The sequence below is a fragment of the Brevibacterium ravenspurgense genome (genome assembly GCF_001584615.1).
GTDB classification, from domain to species: domain Bacteria; phylum Actinomycetota; class Actinomycetes; order Actinomycetales; family Brevibacteriaceae; genus Brevibacterium; species Brevibacterium ravenspurgense.
The window spans coordinates 38111-59150 of record NZ_LQQC01000004.1 but is presented as its reverse complement, the minus strand read 5'-3'; the positions used below and the strand labels follow the sequence as shown (position 1 = coordinate 59150).

16 protein-coding genes are annotated in these 21040 nt (G+C 63.7%); 6 read left to right on the top strand and 10 right to left on the bottom strand.

The genetic code is table 11. From position 1 onward, the window contains the following. Positions 1–2: 2 nt before the first annotated feature. Both Bravens_RS01585 and Bravens_RS01580 read right to left on the bottom strand, forming a co-directional pair. Positions 3–1373 carry an adenylate/guanylate cyclase domain-containing protein gene (locus tag Bravens_RS01585; RefSeq protein ID WP_062019697.1) on the bottom strand — a complete coding sequence of 457 codons (1371 nt, stop codon included), beginning with the start codon at positions 1371–1373 and terminating at the stop codon, positions 3–5. Next, positions 1370–2188: a biotin--[acetyl-CoA-carboxylase] ligase gene (locus Bravens_RS01580; protein ID WP_167346380.1), complete on the bottom strand. Its 819-nt coding sequence runs from the start codon at positions 2186–2188 to the stop codon at positions 1370–1372. Before Bravens_RS01580 ends, Bravens_RS01585 begins: the two co-directional genes overlap by 4 nt. A 76-nt stretch (positions 2189–2264) precedes the next feature. Between Bravens_RS01580 and Bravens_RS01575 the strand changes: the two genes are divergently transcribed. Together Bravens_RS01575 and Bravens_RS01570 are read left to right on the top strand one after the other, a co-directional pair. Next, a complete protein-coding gene (locus Bravens_RS01575; RefSeq protein ID WP_062019694.1) occupies positions 2265–3851 on the top strand; it encodes an acyl-CoA carboxylase subunit beta in 1587 nt (528 codons plus the stop codon). Next, positions 3848–4045, top strand: a complete 198-nt coding sequence (locus Bravens_RS01570; RefSeq protein WP_062019692.1) for a hypothetical protein — start codon at positions 3848–3850, stop codon at positions 4043–4045. The genes Bravens_RS01575 and Bravens_RS01570 overlap by 4 nt, the downstream gene beginning before the upstream one ends. On the opposite strand, the gene Bravens_RS01565 is transcribed toward Bravens_RS01570, so the two are convergent. Then, positions 4033–5208 carry an MFS transporter gene (locus Bravens_RS01565; RefSeq protein ID WP_082790961.1) on the bottom strand — a complete coding sequence of 392 codons (1176 nt, stop codon included), beginning with the start codon at positions 5206–5208 and terminating at the stop codon, positions 4033–4035. The genes Bravens_RS01570 and Bravens_RS01565 overlap by 13 nt on opposite strands. 106 nt (positions 5209–5314) lie before the next feature. On the opposite strand from Bravens_RS01565, the gene Bravens_RS01560 reads away from it, so the two are divergent. Beyond that, a complete protein-coding gene (locus Bravens_RS01560; protein ID WP_062019690.1) occupies positions 5315–6991 on the top strand; it encodes a DUF885 domain-containing protein in 1677 nt (558 codons plus the stop codon). 69 nt (positions 6992–7060) lie between these two features. Here Bravens_RS01560 and Bravens_RS01555 read toward each other — a convergent pair whose 3' ends face one another. From Bravens_RS01555 to Bravens_RS01530, 6 genes are all read right to left on the bottom strand, one after another. Further along, the gene (locus Bravens_RS01555) at positions 7061–7420 is read right to left on the bottom strand and encodes a hypothetical protein (RefSeq protein WP_062019688.1); all 360 of its coding nucleotides are present in this window, start codon (positions 7418–7420) and stop codon (positions 7061–7063) included. A 1-nt stretch (position 7421) separates the two neighbouring features. After that, positions 7422–8246: a Bax inhibitor-1/YccA family protein gene (locus tag Bravens_RS01550; RefSeq protein ID WP_062019686.1), complete on the bottom strand. Its 825-nt coding sequence runs from the start codon at positions 8244–8246 to the stop codon at positions 7422–7424. 118 nt (positions 8247–8364) lie between these two features. After that, the gene (locus tag Bravens_RS01545; protein WP_062019684.1) at positions 8365–9564 is read right to left on the bottom strand and encodes an NAD(P)/FAD-dependent oxidoreductase; all 1200 of its coding nucleotides are present in this window, start codon (positions 9562–9564) and stop codon (positions 8365–8367) included. 59 nt (positions 9565–9623) lie between these two features. Next, complete coding sequence (locus Bravens_RS01540; RefSeq protein WP_062019682.1) at positions 9624–10823, bottom strand: NAD(P)/FAD-dependent oxidoreductase; 1200 nt, start codon at positions 10821–10823, stop codon at positions 9624–9626. A 40-nt stretch (positions 10824–10863) separates the two neighbouring features. Beyond that, positions 10864–11949: an inositol-3-phosphate synthase gene (locus Bravens_RS01535; RefSeq protein WP_062019680.1), complete on the bottom strand. Its 1086-nt coding sequence runs from the start codon at positions 11947–11949 to the stop codon at positions 10864–10866. A 120-nt stretch (positions 11950–12069) separates the two neighbouring features. Then, a complete protein-coding gene (locus tag Bravens_RS01530) occupies positions 12070–13653 on the bottom strand; it encodes a peptide chain release factor 3 (protein ID WP_062019678.1) in 1584 nt (527 codons plus the stop codon). Between the two features lie 80 nt (positions 13654–13733). Between Bravens_RS01530 and Bravens_RS10500 the strand changes: the two genes are divergently transcribed. After that, positions 13734–14120 carry a hypothetical protein gene (locus Bravens_RS10500; protein ID WP_157452676.1) on the top strand — a complete coding sequence of 129 codons (387 nt, stop codon included), beginning with the start codon at positions 13734–13736 and terminating at the stop codon, positions 14118–14120. Positions 14121–14183: 63 nt separating this feature from the next. Here the strand turns inward: Bravens_RS10500 and hrpA are convergent, their stop codons facing one another. Beyond that, positions 14184–18356, bottom strand: a complete 4173-nt coding sequence (gene hrpA, locus Bravens_RS01515; RefSeq protein WP_062019673.1) for an ATP-dependent RNA helicase HrpA — start codon at positions 18354–18356, stop codon at positions 14184–14186. Between the two features lie 197 nt (positions 18357–18553). On the opposite strand from hrpA, the gene Bravens_RS01510 reads away from it, so the two are divergent. After that, positions 18554–19483: an AEC family transporter gene (locus tag Bravens_RS01510; protein ID WP_062019671.1), complete on the top strand. Its 930-nt coding sequence runs from the start codon at positions 18554–18556 to the stop codon at positions 19481–19483. A gap of 76 nt (positions 19484–19559) precedes the next feature. Then, positions 19560–20969: a TIGR01906 family membrane protein gene (locus tag Bravens_RS01505; protein ID WP_062019669.1), complete on the top strand. Its 1410-nt coding sequence runs from the start codon at positions 19560–19562 to the stop codon at positions 20967–20969. The last annotated feature ends 71 nt before the right edge of the window (positions 20970–21040 follow it).

Below are 21040 nucleotides of genomic sequence, written 5' to 3'. Positions count from 1 at the left end.
TCTCAGGGTTCGACGTCGACGACCATGCGCGGTGCCTGACCGCGGTGCATGTCGACGATCGTAATATCGCCCAGTCCCTGCAGGCTCACGGTGCGGCGATTGGAGAACTCATAGGCCTCCGTCTGCGCAATGACGGACGAGGTTTCCCAGTCGGTGGTGACCGTTCCGGGTTCGCCGATTGAAGTCAGGCGGGCTGCCAGGTTGACGGTCGAACCGAAGATGTCGCCCAGGCGGGACAGGACCTTGCCCCATGAAAAGCCCACGCGGGCTTTCGGCAGGTCAGGGTCTTCGGTGATGCGCTCCATGAGCCGCACTGAGATCTCGGCACCCGAACGCGGAGTTTCGGCGGCGAAGAACACTTCGTCGCCAACGGTTTTGATGACACGGCCGCCGCCGGCGGTCACGATGTTGTAGCACAGGGTTTGGAAGCGCTTGACCAGGCTGGCAAGCTGCCTGGGCTCCATCTGCTGCGATAGTCGGGTAAACGACACGAGGTCGACAAAGCCGATTCCGCGGGCAAGCGGCATGGCTGAATCATAGAAACCTGGCTGGCCGGCGTTCTTGCCGCCGGGACCGGCGTCGTCGCCCAGGTTCACGTTGAGCCGGCCGAAGACGTTGGCCATGTTGTGCTTCCACGCGTACAGCATGACCTTTTCCAGCGACGGCAGGATCTGCTCAAACAGGCTCAGCGCAACCGCGCGCGCCTGACGCTCATCCAGCTGGCGTGATTCAGCGAGGTATTCGACAACCGTCTCCATCTGCCACACCACCAGACGGTCGGTGGTCTGGCCGATGGCGCGAGCGAGCGCCACCGCGGTCTCTTCGTCCACCATGTTGCGCGCCACAAGATCAGCCATTTCGGCCAGTGCATTGACATCGCGAATCGTGAAGGCAGGTGTGCCCTCTTCTGCGATTGGCAGGCCGAGGGCGCGCCAGAACTTCTTGGCAGACACAGTGGAAACACCTGCCAGCTGGGCTACTTCGCGTCTGGTCAGGACCCGTTTGCCGCCCAGCAGCTGTTCTTCCAGCAGCGACGCCGCCGCGCGCAGTCGCTGTATGCGCTGCTCGATGAGCTCCGGGTTGTCCAAAAGGTCCGGTACCGCTTCTGTCGGCGGGTTGGGGTCGTCCGCCAGTCCTTGCGAAAACTCCAGGCGGTCGCGCAGTTCAGAGACGCTGGAGTCATCGGAAGACCGCGCGTTGGCGCGTGCGCGCTCTTCCTGGAAGCTCGAACTGAACTCTTCGGAGGTTTCGGCAATCCGCTGGATTTCGGTTGTTGCCGCAGCGTCGCGGTTCCATGGTGCGTCCGGCCGTGAGAAAACGGTGTGCTCGTTGATCTGCGGCAGAGCTCGAGTGCGCGGATCAGGTTCGGTCACAGCAGCCTCGCGTGTATGACATCCCCGGCGGTGACGGTCTGCAGGCCCTCAGCGGTTTCAATGACGAGTCCGCCGTGCTTGTCAAGGCCAACCGCCCGCGCGGTGAGGGGTTCCTGGCCGGGCAGTTCAACCCGAACGTCGCGGCCAATGGTGGCCATGGAGGCGGACATGTCCGCACAGAATTCTGCTGTTCCGACCGCCGGGCGGCTGAACGCCGAGTCCAGGGCCTCGCGCAGTCGGCTGACAACAGCGGCCAGGAGCGCTTCGCGGCTGAACTCGAAGCCCTCAACGAGCAGCGACGTGGCGGTCTCAACCGGAAGGTCGTCCTGTGCGAGGTGCACATTGATGCCGGTGCCGATGACGACTGTCTTTTCGCCGTCAGCTCCGATGACAATCCGAGTGAGGATGCCGACGAGCTTGCAGTCGCGGATGAGGACGTCGTTGGGCCACTTGAGTTCGGCCGGAACTCCCTCGGCGCGCAGAGCGTCAACAACAGCGCGGCCCGTGATGAGCGGAATCCAGCCGAGGTCGTCCGCGGCGACTGTCGACGGCACTGGAACGGCAATGGAAAAGGTCAGACACGTGTTCGGAGGTGTCGTCCACGTGCGCGACAGGCGGCCGCGGCCGGCCTGCTGATGATCCGTGCCGATAATGCTGAAGGGTGCCGCACTTCCGCTTTCTACGGCTGCAACGAGGTCGTCGTTGGTCGAGCCGGTTTTCTCCGACCACTCGATGTCCGGCTGAGGCAACCGGCTTTCCAGGCTCCAGGCTTCGCTGAAGCGGCTGAGGTCAAAAGGAGAAACGCAATCATGCACTACATCACTGTAGGCTGTTTTATCGGCCGGACACAACACCGGCCCACCGTGTGAGAATCACCGCTAGTCTAGTGACATGAGTCCTTCTACCGCACCGCAGACGACAGCGCAGCGGTTGGCCGCTTTCATTGAGCGCCGCCGCAACGCGCACACTCCCGATCCCCAGGCTGCTGAACGCCAGCACAACCGCGGCAAGCAGACCGCCCGCGAACGCATTGCGGAACTCCTCGACCCCGGCTCTTTCCAGGAGATCGACGAGTTCGTCCGCCACCACAGCCACCAGTTCGGCATGGAGAAGAAGCGTCCCGACGGCGACGGCGTGGTCTGCGGTCTGGGCACAATCGACGGTCGCACCGTTGCGGTCTTCGCCCACGACTTCACTGTGCTCGGCGGTTCGCTTGCCGAAGCCAACGGCCGCAAGATCGTCAAGGTGCAGAAACTCGCGCTGAAGATCGGCTGCCCCATCATCGGCATCAACGACTCCGGCGGTGCCCGCATCCAGGAGGGTGTCGGATCGATCGCCCTGTTCGCCGAAATCTTCCACTGGAACGTCAAGTCCTCCGGTGTGATCCCGCAGATCAGCCTCATCATGGGACCCTCGGCAGGCGGTGCCGTCTACTCCCCCGCTCTGACCGACTTCACGATCATGGTCGACGGCACCTCGCACATGTACATCACCGGTCCTGACGTCATCAAGACCGTCACTGGTGAAAACGTCGGCCACGAAGAACTGGGCGGCGGGTACACCCACAACACGGTCTCCGGCAACGCCCAGTACCTCGCACAGGACGAAGAAGACGCACTGAACTATGTGCGCGACCTCCTGTCGTTCCTGCCGTCGAACAATATGGATCCCGTTCCGACGGTGCCGGCCCCGGCTGACCTTGAACTGACGGAAGCCGACAACGCGCTCAACACGATCGTGCCGGACTCCGCATCGCAGCCCTACGACATCCTGGATGTCGTCACGACGGTCCTCGACGACGGCGAGTTCCTCGAAACCAGCGAACTCTTCGCCCCGAACGTCGTCACCGGTTTCGGCCGCGTGGAAGGCGAAACGGTCGGCATCATTGCCAACCAGCCCATGCAGATGGCCGGCACGCTCGACATTGACGCATCAGAAAAGGCAGCCCGCTTTGTGCGCTTCCTCGACGCGTTCAACATTCCGATTCTGACCTTCGTCGACGTTCCAGGCTTCCTGCCCGGCACCGACCAGGAGTACAACGGCATCATCCGCCGCGGCGCAAAGCTCATCTACGCCTACGGTGAAGCGACCGTGCCGTGCCTGACGCTCATCACCCGCAAGGCCTACGGCGGCGCGTACTGCGTTATGGGCTCTAAGCAGCTCGGCGCTGACCTCAATCTGGCCTGGCCGTCGGCACAGATTGCCGTCATGGGCGCGCAGGGTGCTGCGAACATCGTCTACCGCCGCACACTGAAGGAAGCCGAAGCCGCGGGCGAAGACGTCGAAGCCAAACGAGCCGAACTCGTCCAGGAATACGAAGACGCTCTGCTCAACCCCTACTTGGCTGCGGAAGAGGGCTACATCGACGCGGTCATCGCACCGTCTGAAACCCGCGAACGGATTGTCCGAGGCCTGCGCGCTCTGCGCAACAAGCACGTGCAGGCACCCGCCCGCAAACACGGAAACATCCCGCTGTGAGAGAAAAGCCGAAGACCGGAACCCCGAAGGAGCAGCGCCTGGCGCGCTCGGCGGCATTCGCCGCCGTCATGGCGCTGCGCCACTCCTCCGGTGGAAACGAAAACACCAGCCAGCCGGGCACCGGCTACAGCAGCCCGGTTCGCCGCATGCGCGAACCGGGTGCTGGCACCTGGGCTCGGCGTCAGCGTCCCTGAGCGACTGAGCGCCGGCCAGCCCAGTAGACAAGCAGTCCGAACAACACGACAAACGTCGAAACGCCGAACATGCCCCGCTGACCCACCACGGGTTCCAGCGCACCCAAAACGACGGAGCCGATTGCCGTTCCCAAATCGAGCATGATGAAGAACGTCGACACGACAACCCCGTAGCGGGCCGGCAGCGCATCGGCGACACACACGGCCTGCACTGCAGGAAGCAGGGTTCCAAAGCCTGCTCCCACGAGCGCACCCGCAACGACGATGGCGAACTCACCGTGAGCAAAGGTAAGCACCGTAAGTGATGCAGCGTAGATGAGGATGGCTGGGTAGATCACCCAGCCGTCCCCGTACTTGTCCTGCAGGCGGCCCACAAAGGAACGGCAGATGAGCATAGCGGCAGCGAGCGCAACAAAGAACCAGCCTGCCGCCTCGGACGCCCCTATAGCCTCCGCATAGGAGCCCAAAAAGGCCATGACGACCGAGTACACGAGACCTGCAAAGAACATCACAGAAGAGGTCTTCAGCGTGTCCTTCTCAAGGAACGAACTCGGGGTCAGCCGCCATTTATCAGCTCGCTGTTCAGCACTGGGCGGGTTCTCCGGAAGAGTCAGCAGAAGCGACAGCAGCGAGGCGACGACGGCAATTGTCGCGCAGATGTAGAACAGCGGCTGGTAGCCGTGTGACGCGGACACCGTCACCGCGAGGAACGGGCCGCTGGCCATTGCCAAAGAGGTTGCCATGCCGAAATATCCCGTTCCCTCGGCCCTGCGGTGCGGCGGGATGACGGTCTGCACAGCGGCCGACGTTGCCGTGTGGTTGAACCCGAACGCAAAGCCCTGCAGGAAGCGCACCGCAATGAACAGGTCGAGCGTGCCGGTCGGAATGTAGGCCAGAGACAGCAGAATCTGGATGATCGAAGACAGCAGGATGACCCGCTTGCGACCGATGAAGTCGAGGTACTTGCCCGCGGGGACGCGGGACACCACAGCACCCAGAACGAAGGAGCTCGAGGCGAAGCCGGCCGCCGCCTGCCCCGCACCGAACGAAATCACCGCGTATGCCGCCATGGACGTCAGCAGCATGTAGAACACCAGTGAGCCCATGAGGCTGATGCTGAAAGACAGGATGAAGTTCTTGTTCCACAGTCTGCTCGGGGTCACCGCGGCATGCGCCTCCTATAAAGCCATTGAGAAAGTCGGCGCACAAACGCTGTTCGCCGACTGAGCAATGGTAGATCATGCCTTTTCCGCCGTTTACAGTGGGACCATGACTGAATTATCGCGAATCCCTTCGGCAGTCGATGAAGTCGCCGAAGACTACGCCCGCTCCCTTGTTGACCTGTTCCCCACCCTGTCTGTCACCGCTGGTCTTGACGGAGACCGCACGCGCCTGGATTCCCAGAGCCGCGAAGCCGCAGACCAGCTCGATGAGCTCAACGCCCGCACGCTGCGCGAACTCGACAAAGCAGAACGGGAAGCGCAGAACCTCGACGAGGTCGATGCCGTCACGCTCGATGCCATGCGGGAGCGCCTGGGCTGTGAGCGCGAACTGCACGCCGCCGGTCTGACGTCCGGTGAACTCAACGTCATTGCATCGGCTCCGCAGGATGTGCAGATGCTCTTCGACCTCGTGCCCACTGACACGGAAGACGACTGGAAGGACAACGCCGTCCGCCTATCGCAGGTGCCCAGGGCACTCACCGAGTACCGACACGCACTGAGCCAGGCCGCTCACGACGGCCGGCCGCCTGCGCTGCGGCAGGTCAAGCGCGTCATCGAACAGTGCCGCGACCATGCGAAAGCCGACGGCAGCTTTGACCGCTTCGCCCAGCAGGCAGCCGACACCGCCTCGGAAGCCCTGTCAGCAGAGGTCCGCACAGCCGCTGACGGTGCGCGGGAAGCCTATGATTCGCTCGCTGACTTCCTCGGCGACATCATCGCTCCCCTGGCTACCGAAACCGACGCCTGCGGTCGCGATGACTACGCCCTGTTCTCTCGCCAGTTCCTGGGAGCCGAGGTCGATCTCGACGAGACCTACGCCTGGGGCCTCGAACAGCTGGCCGCGATCGACGCCGAACAGCGCCGCGTGGCAAACGAGCTCTACCCCGGTTCCACCGTCTCCGAGTGCTTCGACAAGCTCAATGCCGATCCGCAGCGCCAGGTTCACGGTCTGGATGCTCTGCGCGCCTGGATGCAGGACAAGGCCGACCGGGCCATTGAGGAACTTGCGGGCGTGCACTTCGACATTCCCGAACCGGTCAAGAAGATCGAATGCATGGTCCTGCCCGACGGCACGGGCGGCATCTACTACACCGGCCCAACTGATGACTTTTCACGCCCGGGCCGCATGTGGTGGTCGGTTCCGGCCGGGGTTGAAACATTCAACACGTGGCAGGAGCTTACGACCGTCTACCACGAGGGCGTTCCCGGACATCACCTGCAGGTGGGCGGGGCGACCCACATGGCTGACAGCCTCAACACGTGGCGTCGTCACCTGTGCTGGGTGTCCGGTCACGGCGAAGGATGGGCCCTGTACTCCGAGGCGCTCATGGCCGAACTCGGCTTCCTGGACGATCTGGGCGACTACATGGGCATGCTCGACTCCCAGCGGCTGAGGGCAGCCCGGGTGTGCCTCGACATCGGCGTGCACCTGGGTCTGCCGGCTCCCGAATCAATCGGGGGCGGCACGTGGGATGCGGACAAGGCCTGGACGTTCCTGACCGACAACGCGGCCATGGAGCGCAGCTTCCTCGCGTTCGAACTCGACCGCTACCTGGGCTGGCCGGGCCAGGCGCCGTCCTACAAGATCGGCCAGCGCCTGTGGGAGCAGACCCGCAACGCGGCGAAAGCCAGCGACCCAAACTTCACACTCAAAGACTTCCACACCAAGGCCCTGGCAATCGGCTCGGTCGGTCTCGACACGCTCAAGCGCGCGCTTACCTGATGTGCACGGGTCCTGGAGCCGTACGGCTCCAGTGCCGCACAGAAACGGACGAGGTGCCGCAGCAGCTCCTCACAGACTGCGCCTGAGGTTTTCGGCAAGGGCAAGTGCTTCTGCCGTGTGCTCCTCGCCGGCTCCCCTGCGCGGCTGTGCCGCTTCCAACAGAGCGAACAAGCGGAACGGAAGCTGCGCCTCGTCAGCCTTCCAGATTTCGGGTGCGCCCTCCGGTGGGCCTGTCAGATCACACAGCTGACGAACAGCGGCAGCCACCAGCTGCCGACGGTTCAGCGGCTGTCCATCGGGAACCTGAGACCAGGCGTCGACCGTGAGCGAAACCAGCCGGACACGAAGACGGCGGACCTCAGTTTCGAGGTCCGCCGCTTTCTGTCGGTGCTGTTCGCCCACCGGTCCGGCAGCGAACACGTCACTCATATCAGTCCTGTCGGAAGTAGGACAGCAGGCGCAGGATTTCGACGTACAGCCAGATGAGCGACACCATGAGCGAGAACGCCATGGTCCAGGAGTAGCGCTCCGGGATCTTGTTGTCGACGCCGGCTTCGATTGCCTGGAAGTCAGTGATCAGGGTCAGCGATGCCAGCACCACGGCGACAACTCCGATGATGACGCCCAGCGGGAAGGTCATGCCGAACAGTTCAATCTGCACGTTGCGCGCACCGCCGTTGCCGGTGAACAGAACGTAGAAGAAGTTGATGAGCGAGAACACCGCGTAGCCGCCGACGGCCAGCATGAGGAACTTCATGCCCTTGGCGCCGAAGCGGATGACCTTGAACTTGAACAGCGCGAACATCACGGCAAAGACGCTGAGCGTTGCCAGCACCGCCTGCATGACAATGCCGTCGTATGAGGTTTCGAAGATCTTCGAAATGCCGCCGAGGAAAACACCCTCAACAGCGGCGTAGGCCAGGATGAGGAACGGGACGGGTTCGCGCTTGAACGAGTTGATCAGACCCAGAACCAGGCCGATGAGCACGGCTGGCAGCGCCAGAGCAGGCATCACCCAGCCGACGATTGCGCCAACGAGAAGAACACCGAAGCAGGCCAGCGACTTCATGAAGACGTCGTTGTACTGCATGGGGCGCTCTGCGGCTGGAGCCTGCGGCTGGACTGGCTGGCCGGGGCCGGCGTTGCGGTTCTCTGCCGACGGGGCCATGTACATGGAGTTGAGGTGATCGGCCGAAGGGGTCTGGCGGTCTTTCACGCCTTCGTTCAGGGCCCTGTTCATCAGCGGGTTTGCCATGAGACTCTTTCTGATCGCTTCCGTTGCACGGGAGTTTACTGTCTTTGCTGTTTCAACAGCAAAGTGCCGCCGCAGAATTCCCCTGCGGGAGGATTCTGCGGCGGCACTCAGGAAAGCATCACTTGAGGGTGCGCTTGACGATCTGTGCGATCTGCTCACCGGCACGCGGCCCGTGGGCGATACCCCACATGCCGTGACCTGCAGCGACGAAGCTGCGCGGCGAGAGGGCTTCGATCTTCGGCGGACCGGTGGGGCTGACCGGGCGAGGACCAACCCAGTGGTCGGTGGTGTTCTCGAGGTCGATGCCCTTCATGTACTTGCTGGCCACGCGCTTCATAGATTCGATGCGCTCGGGACGCAGCGGAGCATCCGGGTCGAGGAACTCCATGGTTCCGCCCACACGCACGCCACCGCGGTACGGAGTGAACACAACGCGCGTGGTGGGCAGGTACACGGGGGTGGTCGGCAGGTACTCGGGGTCGACCTGAGCGGTGAACGAGTATCCGCGGCCGGCGGCCATGCCGATGGTGGCGGACTTGCCGTGCAGCTTGCGCAGCAGTTCGTCCGACCAAGCGCCCGCGGCGATGACAACACCATCGAAGCTGTAGCTGCGTCCCTGGGCGTCAACGAGGCCGACGGCGTCAGCACCGACGTGGCCGGTGACGATCTCGGCGTCGGTCACGATCTTCACGCCCAGCTTCTGGGCGGCATCTGCGATCGACTGGACGAATGCCGGCGGGTCGATGTAGGCCTGGTCCTTCACGATTGCACCGTGGGTGACGAGGTCCGTGAAGTACGGCTTTTCGCGGGGGTCGAAGGTTTCGACAACAGAGGGCACACCGGCGTCGCGGTTGATGCCGGTCTCTTCGATGAAGTGGTGGAGTTCGGCTTCCGAACCCAGGCCGACGGTGAAGTCGGAGTGGTTGAACTTGCCTTCGACGCCGAAGTCCTTGAGACGTTCGAACGATGCGATGGAGTCCTTGAGGTCCGGTGCGAGTTCGTCAACTGCGCGCTTGAACTTCTTTTCGGTCATCTGCAGCGTGAAGGTCGTGAGGAACTTCCACAGCTTCGGGTTGAACGGCTGCGGCAGGGCCAGCGGGGCATCCCTGTTGGTGACGGCGTCAAAGCCGTTCTTCCATTCGCCCGGTGCCGACAGTGGGAAGGTCATCGACGGGCAGATGAAGCCGGCGTTGCCCCAGCTTGCGCCGGCGGCAACACCCTTGCGGTCGAGTACGGTGACGTCGTATCCGGCGTCAGCCAGGTTGAGTGCACTTGCCAGGCCGACCATTCCGGCCCCGACTACTGCAATGTGCGTCATAGTCTCCTCCTTGACTATAGGAACGCGAGGGGACGCTCTCCCCTGTGAATTCTAGTGCGTCAGCGACCCAGTCGCTCTGTGACGAGCTTCGCAATGATTTCGCCGGCCCGCGGGCCGAGCGTGACGCCCCACATGCCGTGGCCAGAAGCGACGAAGGTGCGCTGAGATACAGCTTCGACGCGCTCGCTGCCGTCGGGGCTGACCGGACGGGGACCCATCCAGTGATCCGTGGTGTTCTCCAGGTCGATGCCGCGAACCAGCGGGCGCAGGGCTTTCTTGATCGAGTCGATGCGCGCTGGGTTCATGGGGGCATCTGCCGGCAGGAACTCCATGGTTCCGCCCACGCGGACTTTGCCGCGGTAGGGCGTGACAACAACGCTGACCGAGGGGAAGCGCACCGGTTCGGTCGGCAGGAACTCGGGGTCAACCGAGGCCGTGAACGAGTAGCCGCGGCCCGCTGCCATGCCGATGCGGGCCTTCTTGCCGTGGAGGGTTTCCAGCAGGTCGTCCGACCACACGCCGGCAGCGACGACAACCGCGTCACCACCATAGGAGCGCCCCTTGCGATCAACGAGCCCGACACCGGAGTCGCCCTCATAGCCGGACACGACGTCGGCGTCTTCGATGATGTTCACGCCGGCCGTACGGCAGGCCTCAGCGAGAGCCTCCATGTAGGCCGGCGGGTCGATGTAGGCCTGGTCGCGCACCTGAGCGGCGTGCGTGATCTTGTCTGAGAAGAACGGCAGAACCTCCGGCGATACAACGTCGACGTTGCCTTCCAGGCCCACCGAGTTGCTTTCGGCCATGCCGGTTTTCAGACCCTCGAGACCGTCTGCGGATTCAAAGCCCATCGTGAAGGTGGCCCGTGTCAGCGATGCCTTGACGCCGAGCTCTTCCATCCGGCCGAAAGCCGCGAAAGCATCTTTGAGAGCAGGTGCTTCGGCGCGCACGGAAGCGGCGTAGCGCTTCTTCGTCATCTGGGATGCGAACTTCGCCAGGAACAGCGCCAGGCGCGGTGAGAACGGCTGCGGCATGGACAGCGGAGCGTCCTTGTTGAGCATCATGTCGAAGCCGTTGACCCACGCGCCGGGAGCGGCGAGAGGCTTCGTCATCGGGGGAACAACGAATCCTGCGTTGCCCCAGCTTGATCCGGCGGCAACACCGGTGCGCTCCAGGACGGTCACCTCGTGGCCGTCTGCGGCCAGGTGGAGTGCGCTGGAGAGCCCGACGAATCCGGCTCCGACTACGATGACGTGCATTGACGATCTCTCCTCAGAGTGTTCTGTGTGTTGTGGCAGGTCAGCTGTCGGCTTCGCCGGCAATGAAAGCTTCTACGGCCGCGTGTGCGGCTTCGTCGTTCTGCTGGAGTGGCGGGGACTTCATGAAGTACGACGATGCTGAAATGAGTGCACCGCCGATGCCGCGGTCCAGGCCGATCTTGGCTGCGCGCACAGCGTCGATGATGACGCCGGCGGAGTTCGGAGAGTCCCACACTTCGAGCTTGTACTCAAGGGAGACGGGCGCGTCGCCGAAGTTACGGCCCTCCAAGCGGACGAATGCCCACTTGCGGTCGTCCAGCCAGCCCACGTAGTCGGAGGGGCCGATGTGGACGTCGCGTTCGGCGAGTTCTGCCGAGGTGTTCGAGGTGACCGCCTGGGTCTTCGAGATCTTCTTGGACTCGAGACGCTCGCGTTCGAGCATGTTCTTGAAGTCCATGTTGCCGCCGACGTTGAGCTGGTAGGTGCGGTCGAGGATCACGCCGCGCTCTTCGAACAGGCGGGCCATGACGCGGTGGGTGATCGTCGCACCGATCTGGCTCTTGATGTCGTCGCCGACGATCGGCACGCCGGCTTCCTTGAACTTGTCGTCCCATTCCTTAGTGCCTGCGATGAACACCGGCAGGGCGTTGACGAATGCGACCTTCGCATCGATTGCGGCCTGCGCGTAGTATTCGACGGCCTTCTGCGAGCCAACCGGCAGGTAGCACACCAGAACGTCGACCTTCGCGTCGCGCAGAGCCTGCGCAACGTCAACCGGTTCGACGTCGGATTCGGTGATGGTTTCGCGATAGTACTTGCCGAGGCCGTCAAGCGTTGGGCCGCGCTGCACTTCCACCCCGGTGTGCGGGATGTCAGTGATTTTGATGGTGTGGTTCTCGCTGGAGTAGGCGGCTTCGGAAATGTCCTTGCCGACCTTGTCAGCGTCGACGTCGAACGCTGCGACGAATTCGATGTCGCTGATGTGGTAGTCGCCGAACTGCACGTGCATGAGTCCCGGAACCTTCGATTCGGGATCTGCGTCCTTGTAGTATTCAACGCCTTCGATGAGTGACGTTGCGCAGTTTCCCAGGCCCGCGATGGCGACGCGGATCGACGTGTTTCCCACTTGTCCTAGCTCCTTATTGCAGACATGACTGCGGGCAGGGTCCTGAGCAGCGACGCAGTCAGGACCAGAGTCTGCCCGACGATCTATTCTAAACCCCCGCCGCGAGGTGCTCGCAGTCGGTCAGGTGACCACCAGCGGCTCAAGTGTGATGCCGGGGTTTTCCCGCTCCACACCGCCCAGGCGCCACCGGTCTGAGAACAGTGCCAGCAGCGTTCCGTCGGAGCGTTCGAGCACTTCGACGCTGCGCTCTTTCGCCAGTTTGGGGATGTCGTCCTTCACTGTGCGGCGGGCCAGCGTGTAGGGCAGGGACTCCAGGCGGCACGGTGAGTTGAATTCGTTGACCATGCGGTCTTCGACCACTTCGAACTGAATCGGGCCGACGGCTCCGAGCACGGGGGCCTGATCGCCGCGCAGGTCGGAGCGCAGCACCTGGATGACGCCTTCGTGGTCCAGCTGGTCGATGCCGCGGCGGAACTGCTTGTACTTCGACGGGTCTTTCGCGCGGATGACCATGAAGTGTTCGGGGCTGAACGACGGAATCGGTGGGAACTGCACGGGCTCGTCGACGTAGAGGCTGTCGCCGACGCGCAGGGCTGAGGCGTTGACCAAGCCGACGACGTCTCCGGGGTAGGCGGTCTCAACGGAGTCGCGGTCACGGCCGAAGACGTGCTGAGCGTGTTTGGTGGCAAACGGCTTTTTCGTTTCGGCGTGGGTGACGACCATGCCGCGTTCGAAAACTCCGGAGCACACGCGGATGTAGGCCAAAAGGTCGCGGTGGTTGCGGTCCATTCCGGCCTGCACTTTGAACACGAAGCCGGAGAAAGGCGCATCGACGGGTCGAGGTTCGCCGTCGCGGTCCAGGCGAGGTTCTGCCGCCGGGGCACGGTCGATGAGCGTGTCGAGGATCTTGGCCACACCGAAGTTGAGGACGGCTGAGGCGAACATCACCGGGGTGTGCTTGCCTGCCCGGAATTCGTCGTAGTCGAAGTTCTGCTCTTCCAGTTCCAGAAGCTCGGATTCTTCGACGGCGGTGGTCCACACGTCGCCTTCGACTTCTTCGGCCCGTGCGGGGTCCATGGTTTCAGCGCCGGCGATGGTGGCGCCGCCGTCGGTGCGGGTGAACTTGGTGTACTCCCCCGTTTCACGGTCAAGCACGCCGCGGAAGTCACCGGAGTCACCCACGGGCCACGTCAGCGGTGTGGGCAGCATGCCGGTCTTCTGCTGGATTTCGTCCATGAGCTCCAGCGATTCCAGACCGGGGCGGTCCCACTTGTTGATGACCGTCATGATCGGGATGTTGCGGTGGGAGCAGACTTCGAACAGCTTCATGGTCTGCTCTTCCATGCCCTTGGCCGCGTCGACGAGCATGATGGCGCAGTCGACGGACGACAGCACGCGGTAGGTGTCTTCTGAGAAGTCGGCGTGACCGGGGGTGTCGATGAGGTTGACCACGCAGTCGCGGTATTCGAACTGCAGAGCGGCTGAGGAAATCGAAATGCCGCGGTCCTGCTCCATCTGCATCCAGTCGGACACGGTGGCGCGACGGCCGGCCTTGCCGTGGGTTGCGCCGGCCTGGCCGATGGCGCGCGCGTGCAGGGCGAGCGCTTCGGTCAGGGTTGATTTACCGGCGTCGGGGTGGGCGATGACGGCGAATGTGCGCCGTCTGGCGGCTTCGTCACGAATGGTCTGCGGGGTGGGAGTCACCCGGCCAGTCTAGGACAGCCTGCTGAGCTCTCAGGCGGAAGGTGGGCGGCACCTCGTGCTTGGTTCCGTAGGATGGTTCCGTGGCCAAGAGGAACAGAACCAGCAGACAGCGCACCGAGGGCGCCGAATATTCGGTTGCTGCCCGCCCGGTCAGGAGCGACAGGCGGGTGCTGTGGGTGTTCATTGCCTCGGCCATTGTGTCTTTGGCGCTGTGCTTACTGGGCATCGCGATGTCGCTCATGGCCGCGCACTTCATGCAGCCCATGCAGCAGTTGGGTGTGCCGAACAGCCAGCTGTTGGGCATGTGGTTTTTGGCTTCCGCCGGCTGGCTGATGACGGCGGCCACGATCATCGTCTACTGGGTCGCACTGACCCGCAAGACCGCCAAGAAGCGCATCCGCTGGGCGCTTGCGGCGGTCTGCACCGCAGCTCTCTTCCCGGCGTCCTGGATCTTGTTCTACATCTGATTCACGAGGCGCCGCCGGCCTCCCGCTGCCCCTTACGGGGCCGCTGTTCTCGCCTGAGAGGCCCTACAGTTTTGCGAGCGCTTTGGTGATGCGCTGTTCGGACACGGTGTGTGCCGTGCCGACGTGGGGTGCCCACAGTGATACGCGCAGCTCTTCGACGTCCCAGAGGACTTTTTGCCATTCGGCGGGCAGAACGGCGCTGTAGCGCTCAGCGTCGTCCCGGGCCGCACTGCCAAGCACCCGGCCGAGCTTGTCGTCGATCTGGGTGCGCACCTGCTGGATGCGGTCCATGAACTGGCGGTCACGGCTGGCCTGTGTGCCGAGTTTGTCCAGACGGTTCTGAGCGGCTTCGAGGTAGGCCGGCATGCGCAGCACGTAGTCGGGTGCGACTGTTGTCAGGAAGCCCGGCTGCAGGAGGGCCGCCAGGTGGGCCTGTTCGTCGGTTATCGAGGCGAGCACTGTCAGTGAGCGGGTGTTCTTGATGGTCCGTTCGACATCCGCCGCGAGCGTGTATGTGCGGGTCAGCGCCTGGTAGACCCTGTCGAGTTCACCGGTGATGCGGCTGGCCACTTCGCGCTGAAGCGCTTTGTATTCCTCTTCTGTCCGCGGGTGGTCGCCGCCGCCGGGCAGTCCGTGGTCGTCAGTGCGGTTCAGGCACTGCGCGGTGCGCACGATCCTGCCGACCGCGGTGAAGACGGCGTCTTCCAGCGGGTCGGAGTCCTTTGTGCGGCGGGCCCCGAGCACGAGCTTTGCCGTGTTGTTCAGCGCGTCTTGGCAGTAGCGGGCGGCTTCTTTCTGTCCGAAGCTCAGCAGCCGTGTGACTCCCAGGATTGTTGCCTGGTGCGCCCAGGTTTCATCTGCTGAGTAGCGCAGGGTCACGGAGGTTCCCTCGTCGACGAGTGCTGGGAAGAATCGGCGGCCGTCCGCCTCGATTGGCTGCGGGAAGGCGCCGAAGTCCCATCCCCGGATCCCCTGACGAGGTGCCGGCACCGCGGTCTGCGTCTTCACCTTGGTCGTGCGGGCAGGGGCGGCGGGTGCGGGTGCGGGCTGTCTGTCAGCTGCCGCGTCAAGGTTTTTGGCGCGCTGCTGAAGTTCTGCGAGGTTCTCTCCGCTGGCGAGTGTTTTTCTGCCGCGCCGGATGACGAAGCTCATCCGCAGATGGCTTGGCAGCCGCACAAGCTCGAAGTCGTCGGGTGTTACGGTGATGGGCACGCGGTCCATGAGTCCGCCTCCGCCGGCGCGGGCCGTGAGTTCTGCTGCCAGCACTTCGAGGGCGTGGCCGGCAGGCCGGTTCAGCAGTCGGCTGTCGTCTTCCGGCCCCGTCACGCCTACAAGGATTTCAGCTGCGACGTCGGGAGCCGGGACGAAGTAGGTTCTTTTCGCCTTCGGCAGGGAGCGGATGAGTGCGGTGATGTATTCCAGGCGCAGTCCCGGCACTTGCCACGAAAAGTCGTCGGCGTCGACGCTTCGCAGCTGTTCGGGGCTGAGGAAAACGGTCACGCCGTCGCGGCGGGATCCGGGTTCATAGGCGTAGCTGAGGCGCACGCTGCTGCCGTCGGCCAGCTGCACCTGCAGCGGGTAGTCGTCCGCGGCGCTTTCGAGGTCGGTTCCGTCAGCGGCCAGCAGGCTGTTGGGGTCGACGTTGAGGAAGTCGGGTTCTTCCGCCCGCTTGCGTTTCCACCAGCCGTTGAAGTGTCCGGCGGACACGATGTTCTCCGGCAGGCGTTCGTCGTAGAACTCGAACAGCACATCGTCTTCGGCCAGCAGTCGGCGGTCGCGCAGGCGGCTGGCGAGCGCCTCGGCTTTTTCCAAAGCCTGGGCGTTGTGGGTGGCGAAGGCGTGTTTTTCGTTCCAGTCGCCGTCGATGAGTGCGTGGCGGATGAAGAGGTCACGCGCGGCTTCCCGGTCGATCTTGCCGTAGTTGATGCGCGCGTCTGAGATCAGCGGGACCCCGTTGAGGCTCATCCTGTCGTATGCGAGGGCGGCTGCTGAACGGGATGACCAGTGGGGTTCTGAATAGCTGTGGGTGATGAGCTCACCGGCGGCCCGCACTACCCACTCGGGTTCGATTGCTGCGACCGTGCGCGCCCACAGGCGGGAGGTTTCAACGAGTTCAGCGGCCATGACGAAGTCGGGGTTGGCACCGAAGACGCCTGATCCGGGGAAGATCCTGAACTTGGTGCCGCGGGCGCCGATGTAGTCCTTGCCTTCGACGGTGCGCGCACCGATTGTGTCGAGCATGCCGGTGAGCAGGCTTGAGTGCACGGCCTGTTCGGTTGCCGTGTAGGGTCCGCGCTTGTTCGTGCGGCGTCCCTTTCGCCTGCTACGGGCCTCATCTGCCTGTGCCGCCTCAGACGGTCGGGTGCCGAGTTCGCTTCCGGGCCGATCGATGTGTTTGCCGATGTTGCCGAGCATCTGACGGATCTGCTGGACGAGGTCCTGCCATTCGCGCACCCGCACAAAGTGGATGAACTCGGACTTGCACAGCTTTTTGAACTTCGAGGTTGAGAGCTCATCCGATCTGCGCTGCACGTAGTTCCACAGGCGCAGCACGGACAGGAAGTCAGACGACGGATGGTGGAAGCGCTTGTGCTTTTCGTCGGCTTCCTGCCGCTGTTCCGTGGGGCGTTCACGCGGGTCCTGACCGGACAGGAAGGCGACGATGACGGCGGTTTCCAGGCCGACCCCCGCCTCGATCCCGGCCAGCACCATGCGCGCCAGCCTGGGGTCCAGCGGCAGTGTCGCCAGTGTCCGGCCCAGTTTTGTCAGCGTGAGGGTGCCGCCCGATTCGCGCAGCGCACCGAGTTCGACGAGTGCGTTCTTGCCGTTCTTGACCGCCCGGGGTTCCGGTGGGGTGAGGAACGGGAAGTCGAGGATGTCCTTTTCTGTGCGCACAAAGCCCAGCTGCGCCATCATGAGCAGCACGCTGGCGAGGTTTGTGCGCAGGATCTCTGGGTCGGTGTATTCGGGCCGGGCGTCGAATTCGCCTTCCGAGTACAGCCGGATGGCGATGCCGTTGCTGGTGCGGCCAGACCGGCCGGAGCGCTGCCGGGCAGACGCCTGAGAGATCGGCTCGATCGGCAGGCGCTGCACTTTTGTGCGCGTGGAGTAGCGCGAGATGCGCGCCGTGCCGCCGTCGATGACGTATTTGATGCCCGGAACGGTCAGTGAGGTTTCGGCGACATTGGTCGCCAGAACAATCCGCGGGGTGGAGTGGGGTGCGAAGACGCGCTGCTGCTCCCCTGCTGACAGTCGACCGTAGAGGGGGACGATTTCCCAGTTGCGCCGCTTGGTGCGCATGTGGCCTTCGAGCTCTGCCTGCGCGTCGCGGATTTCAGCCTCACCGGATAGGAACACGAGGATGTCGCCGGGGGCTTCGCGGTCGAGTTCGTCAACGGCTCGCAGCAGGCCGGACATGAGCCCATCGGCATCCGGGACGTGCGGGACCGCCGCGCGCGGCTCGGGCTGCTCTTCTTCGAGGAGTCCGTCGGGGTCTTCTGCGAAGTCTTCGTCAACTGGCCGATACCGGATCTCCACCGGGTAGGTGCGCCCGGATACCGACACGATCGGCGCGTCTCCGAAATGCTCGGCAAAGGACTCCGGGTCGATGGTCGCCGAGGTGATGATCACCTTGAGGTCGGGCCGTTTCGGCAAGAGCCGGGCCAGATAGCCCAGCAGGAAGTCAATGTTGAGGCTGCGTTCGTGGGCTTCGTCGATGATGATCGCGTCATAGGCCTCCAGCCGCTTGTCGTGCTGCAGTTCGGCCAGGAGGATGCCGTCGGTCATGACCTTCACGCGGGTCGCATCAACGACGTCCGAGGTGAAGCGCACCTGATAGCCGACTCCCTCACCGAGTTCCGTGAGGGTCTCTTCTGCCAGACGGGCCGCCACCGAACGGGCGGCAATGCGCCGCGGCTGGGTGTGCCCGATCAGCCCGTTGATGCCGTAGCCCAGTTCCAGCAGGATCTTCGGCAGCTGCGTTGTTTTTCCCGAACCGGTTTCGCCGGCCACAACGACAACCTGGTTGTCTTCTATGGCCTGGGCGATGTCATCGCGGCGGCTGCTGACGGGAAGTTCATCGGGATATTCGATGTGGAGGTCGGTCCGCAGGCGCGCTTGGCGCAGACGCTGCAGGCGTTCGGCCTGTTGGGGAGAACTGCCGCGGGGACGGCGACGCTTCCCGCGGCGGCGCGAAGACCGGCGGGATGAGGGCTGTGAAGACGAAGCGTCAGACATATCCCCACAACAGTAGCCGGATCCCACCGCAAGATGAGACCGCGGGCGCGTCAGCGCTCCCCCGACTTCCAAGAGCAGCCCTCCCGGCACCTCGTCAGTCAGTCCGGCACCTCGCCCACCCGTCCGTGTTTCGGGACGTCTGCGCGCACAAGATGAGACAGGCGTAGAGTGACGACTGATCGAAGAAAGGACATTCTGTGCTCGGCGCTCTCGAAGGCTTTGCCGTCATCGGCTTCATCATCTTCGTGGGCTTCCTCTTAGGGCGCAGCGGAGTTCTCGGCGCACAGAGCCAGAGGGTTCTGGCGTCCACCGTCTTCTACGTGTCGACCCCGGCGCTGCTGTACGACCTCATTGCAGAAGCCCCGCTCGAGCGGATCTTCTCCCCCGCCATCTTCGCCACGGCAGGTTCGGCATCACTCGTGGGCATCGCGTTGTTCACGTTCTCGTATTTCAAACACCGGTCCTTGGGCAGGGCGGTGATGAGCGGCTGGGCGGTGTCCTACGTCAACATCGGCAACTTGGGCATTCCGATCGCGATCTACGTCCTGAAGTCCAGTTCGTACGTACCGCCGATCATGCTGTTCCAACTGGTGATCCTCGCGCCCCTGGGCATGGTGATTCTCGACATTCACCAGGCCAAGCGCGCCGGTACTCTCGCCCACTGGTGGACCCCGCTGCTGCAGGTGATCCGCAACCCGATCCTCATCGGTGCTGCCGTTGGACTGTTCTTCGCCATCACCGGTCTGCGTCTTCCCCAGATCATCCACGATCCCGTCTCAATGATCGGTGCGACCTCCGTGCCGCTCACCCTGCTGGCGTTCGGCATATCCCTCAAGGACGGCTGGGCGGTGCCGGCCCGCGGAACACGCACGGATCTGACCCTCATCACGGCGGTCAAACTCGCGGTCCAGCCGCTCATTGCGTGGGTGATCGGCGGTCCGCTGCTCGGATTCACCGGCATTGACCTCATGGCGATCGTCGTCACCTCGGCCCTGCCGACAGCGCAGAATGTCTACGTGTACTCCATGCGCTACCGCATGGCAGAAACGCTGGTGCGCGATGCCGTTTTCGTCACAACGATCCTCTCCTTCCCCACGATTGTGCTGCTTTCAGCCCTTCTGTCCTGAGGTCGCCGGTCCGCAGTCGGCGCTGATTGCGCGTGTCATCCGAGCGCTTGCCGCCCACAATTGGCACCATGGTTCTGTGGCTGAAAAATCGAACACTCCAGAAACCTCCGACGACCTCGTGGCCAAGCGGATGAAAACCGCTGAGCACGCGCAGGACGACGCTGCCGCACGCAGCGCCGGTGAGCGCGGTGCCGGTGAGCGCGGCGCCAAGGCGGCCGGTCGATCCTCCGAACTCGACGACACCGCACAGTTTGAGGCGTACCCGTCGGTGCGCCGGCAGGAGTCGCGTGTGCGCAGGCCCGCCGCGCTGTCGGAAGAAGAGTGGCGCTACCTGGGCGACCGGGGTGCCGGTCGTGCAGCTCAGACCGAACAGCCGCCGGTCGAACTGCTCAGCCAGACGCGCCTGTACCGCAGGTTCACGTTCCTCGATGTTCTGGCAACCGCGTGGGTCATCCTCGCTGTTCCGTTCATCACGCTCGCAGTCGCTGTCCGCACGGTAGCCTCCGGACTGTTCCTGAAGTTCGAGTACTTCCACCGTCCCGGCTTCCCCGTCGACGAATTCGGCTTCAACGCCTCTGACCGTCTGCACTTTGCGTCCTACACCGTCGACTACCTGTACAACGCCGATTCCAAGCGGTATCTGGCCGATGTTGTCGCCGGCAACGGCGTTGCCGTGTTCAACGACGCCGAAATCGCCCACATGGCCGACGTCAAGGGCCTCGTTCAGATCCTCATGCTGGTGGCGATCATCGGACTCATCGGCGCAGTGCTCGCCGGCCTCTACCTCAGCCGCGCACACGGTCCGGGCCTGCGCATCGGCATCCGCTTCGGTGCGATCCTCACACTCGTGTCGATCCTCGTTCTGGGTGTCCTCGCTCTGGTCAGCTGGGACACGTTCTTCCGCGGTTTCCACAGCCTGTTCTTCACTGCTGGAACATGGGAGTTCTACCTCGATGATTCACTCATCCGCCTGTTCCCGCAGACCTTCTGGATGGATGCGGGAATCACCGCGGGCCTCGTCATCCTGCTGGGTTCCGGCCTGCTTATCGGCCTGTCATTCATCGGCCACGGCCGCCGCAAGAAGGCCCGCGCTGCCGTGAAGGCACTGCGCGAACGCCAGGACGACTACAACCGTCAGAGCGAAGCTCAGCACAAGGCGCACACTGCGGCAAAGACCGGAGCCAAGGCTGACAGCAGGGCACACGCTCAGACCACCGCGCAGGCTGAAGAGCAGACGCGGGCCGCCGCACCGGTTTCGGCAGCTTCAGCCAGCGCACGCGGTGCCGAAGCGCGCAGTGCGGAAACACGCGGTGCCGAAACGCCGATTGAAGACCAGCCGACCGAAGCCTACTCCCCCGACGACATCGCCTCGGCCGGCAAAGACGCACACACCGCACGGAAGAAGGGCAGCCTTCGCAAGAAGGACGCCGACTACTCCCTGGGCCGCAAGCGTGTCGGAAAGGATGACGATCAGCCGAAGCACTGATCCTCAGGCGACCACATAACGAGGCGGGGCTGGAGATTTCTCCAGCCCCGCCTCGTGTGTTCTGCGGTCAG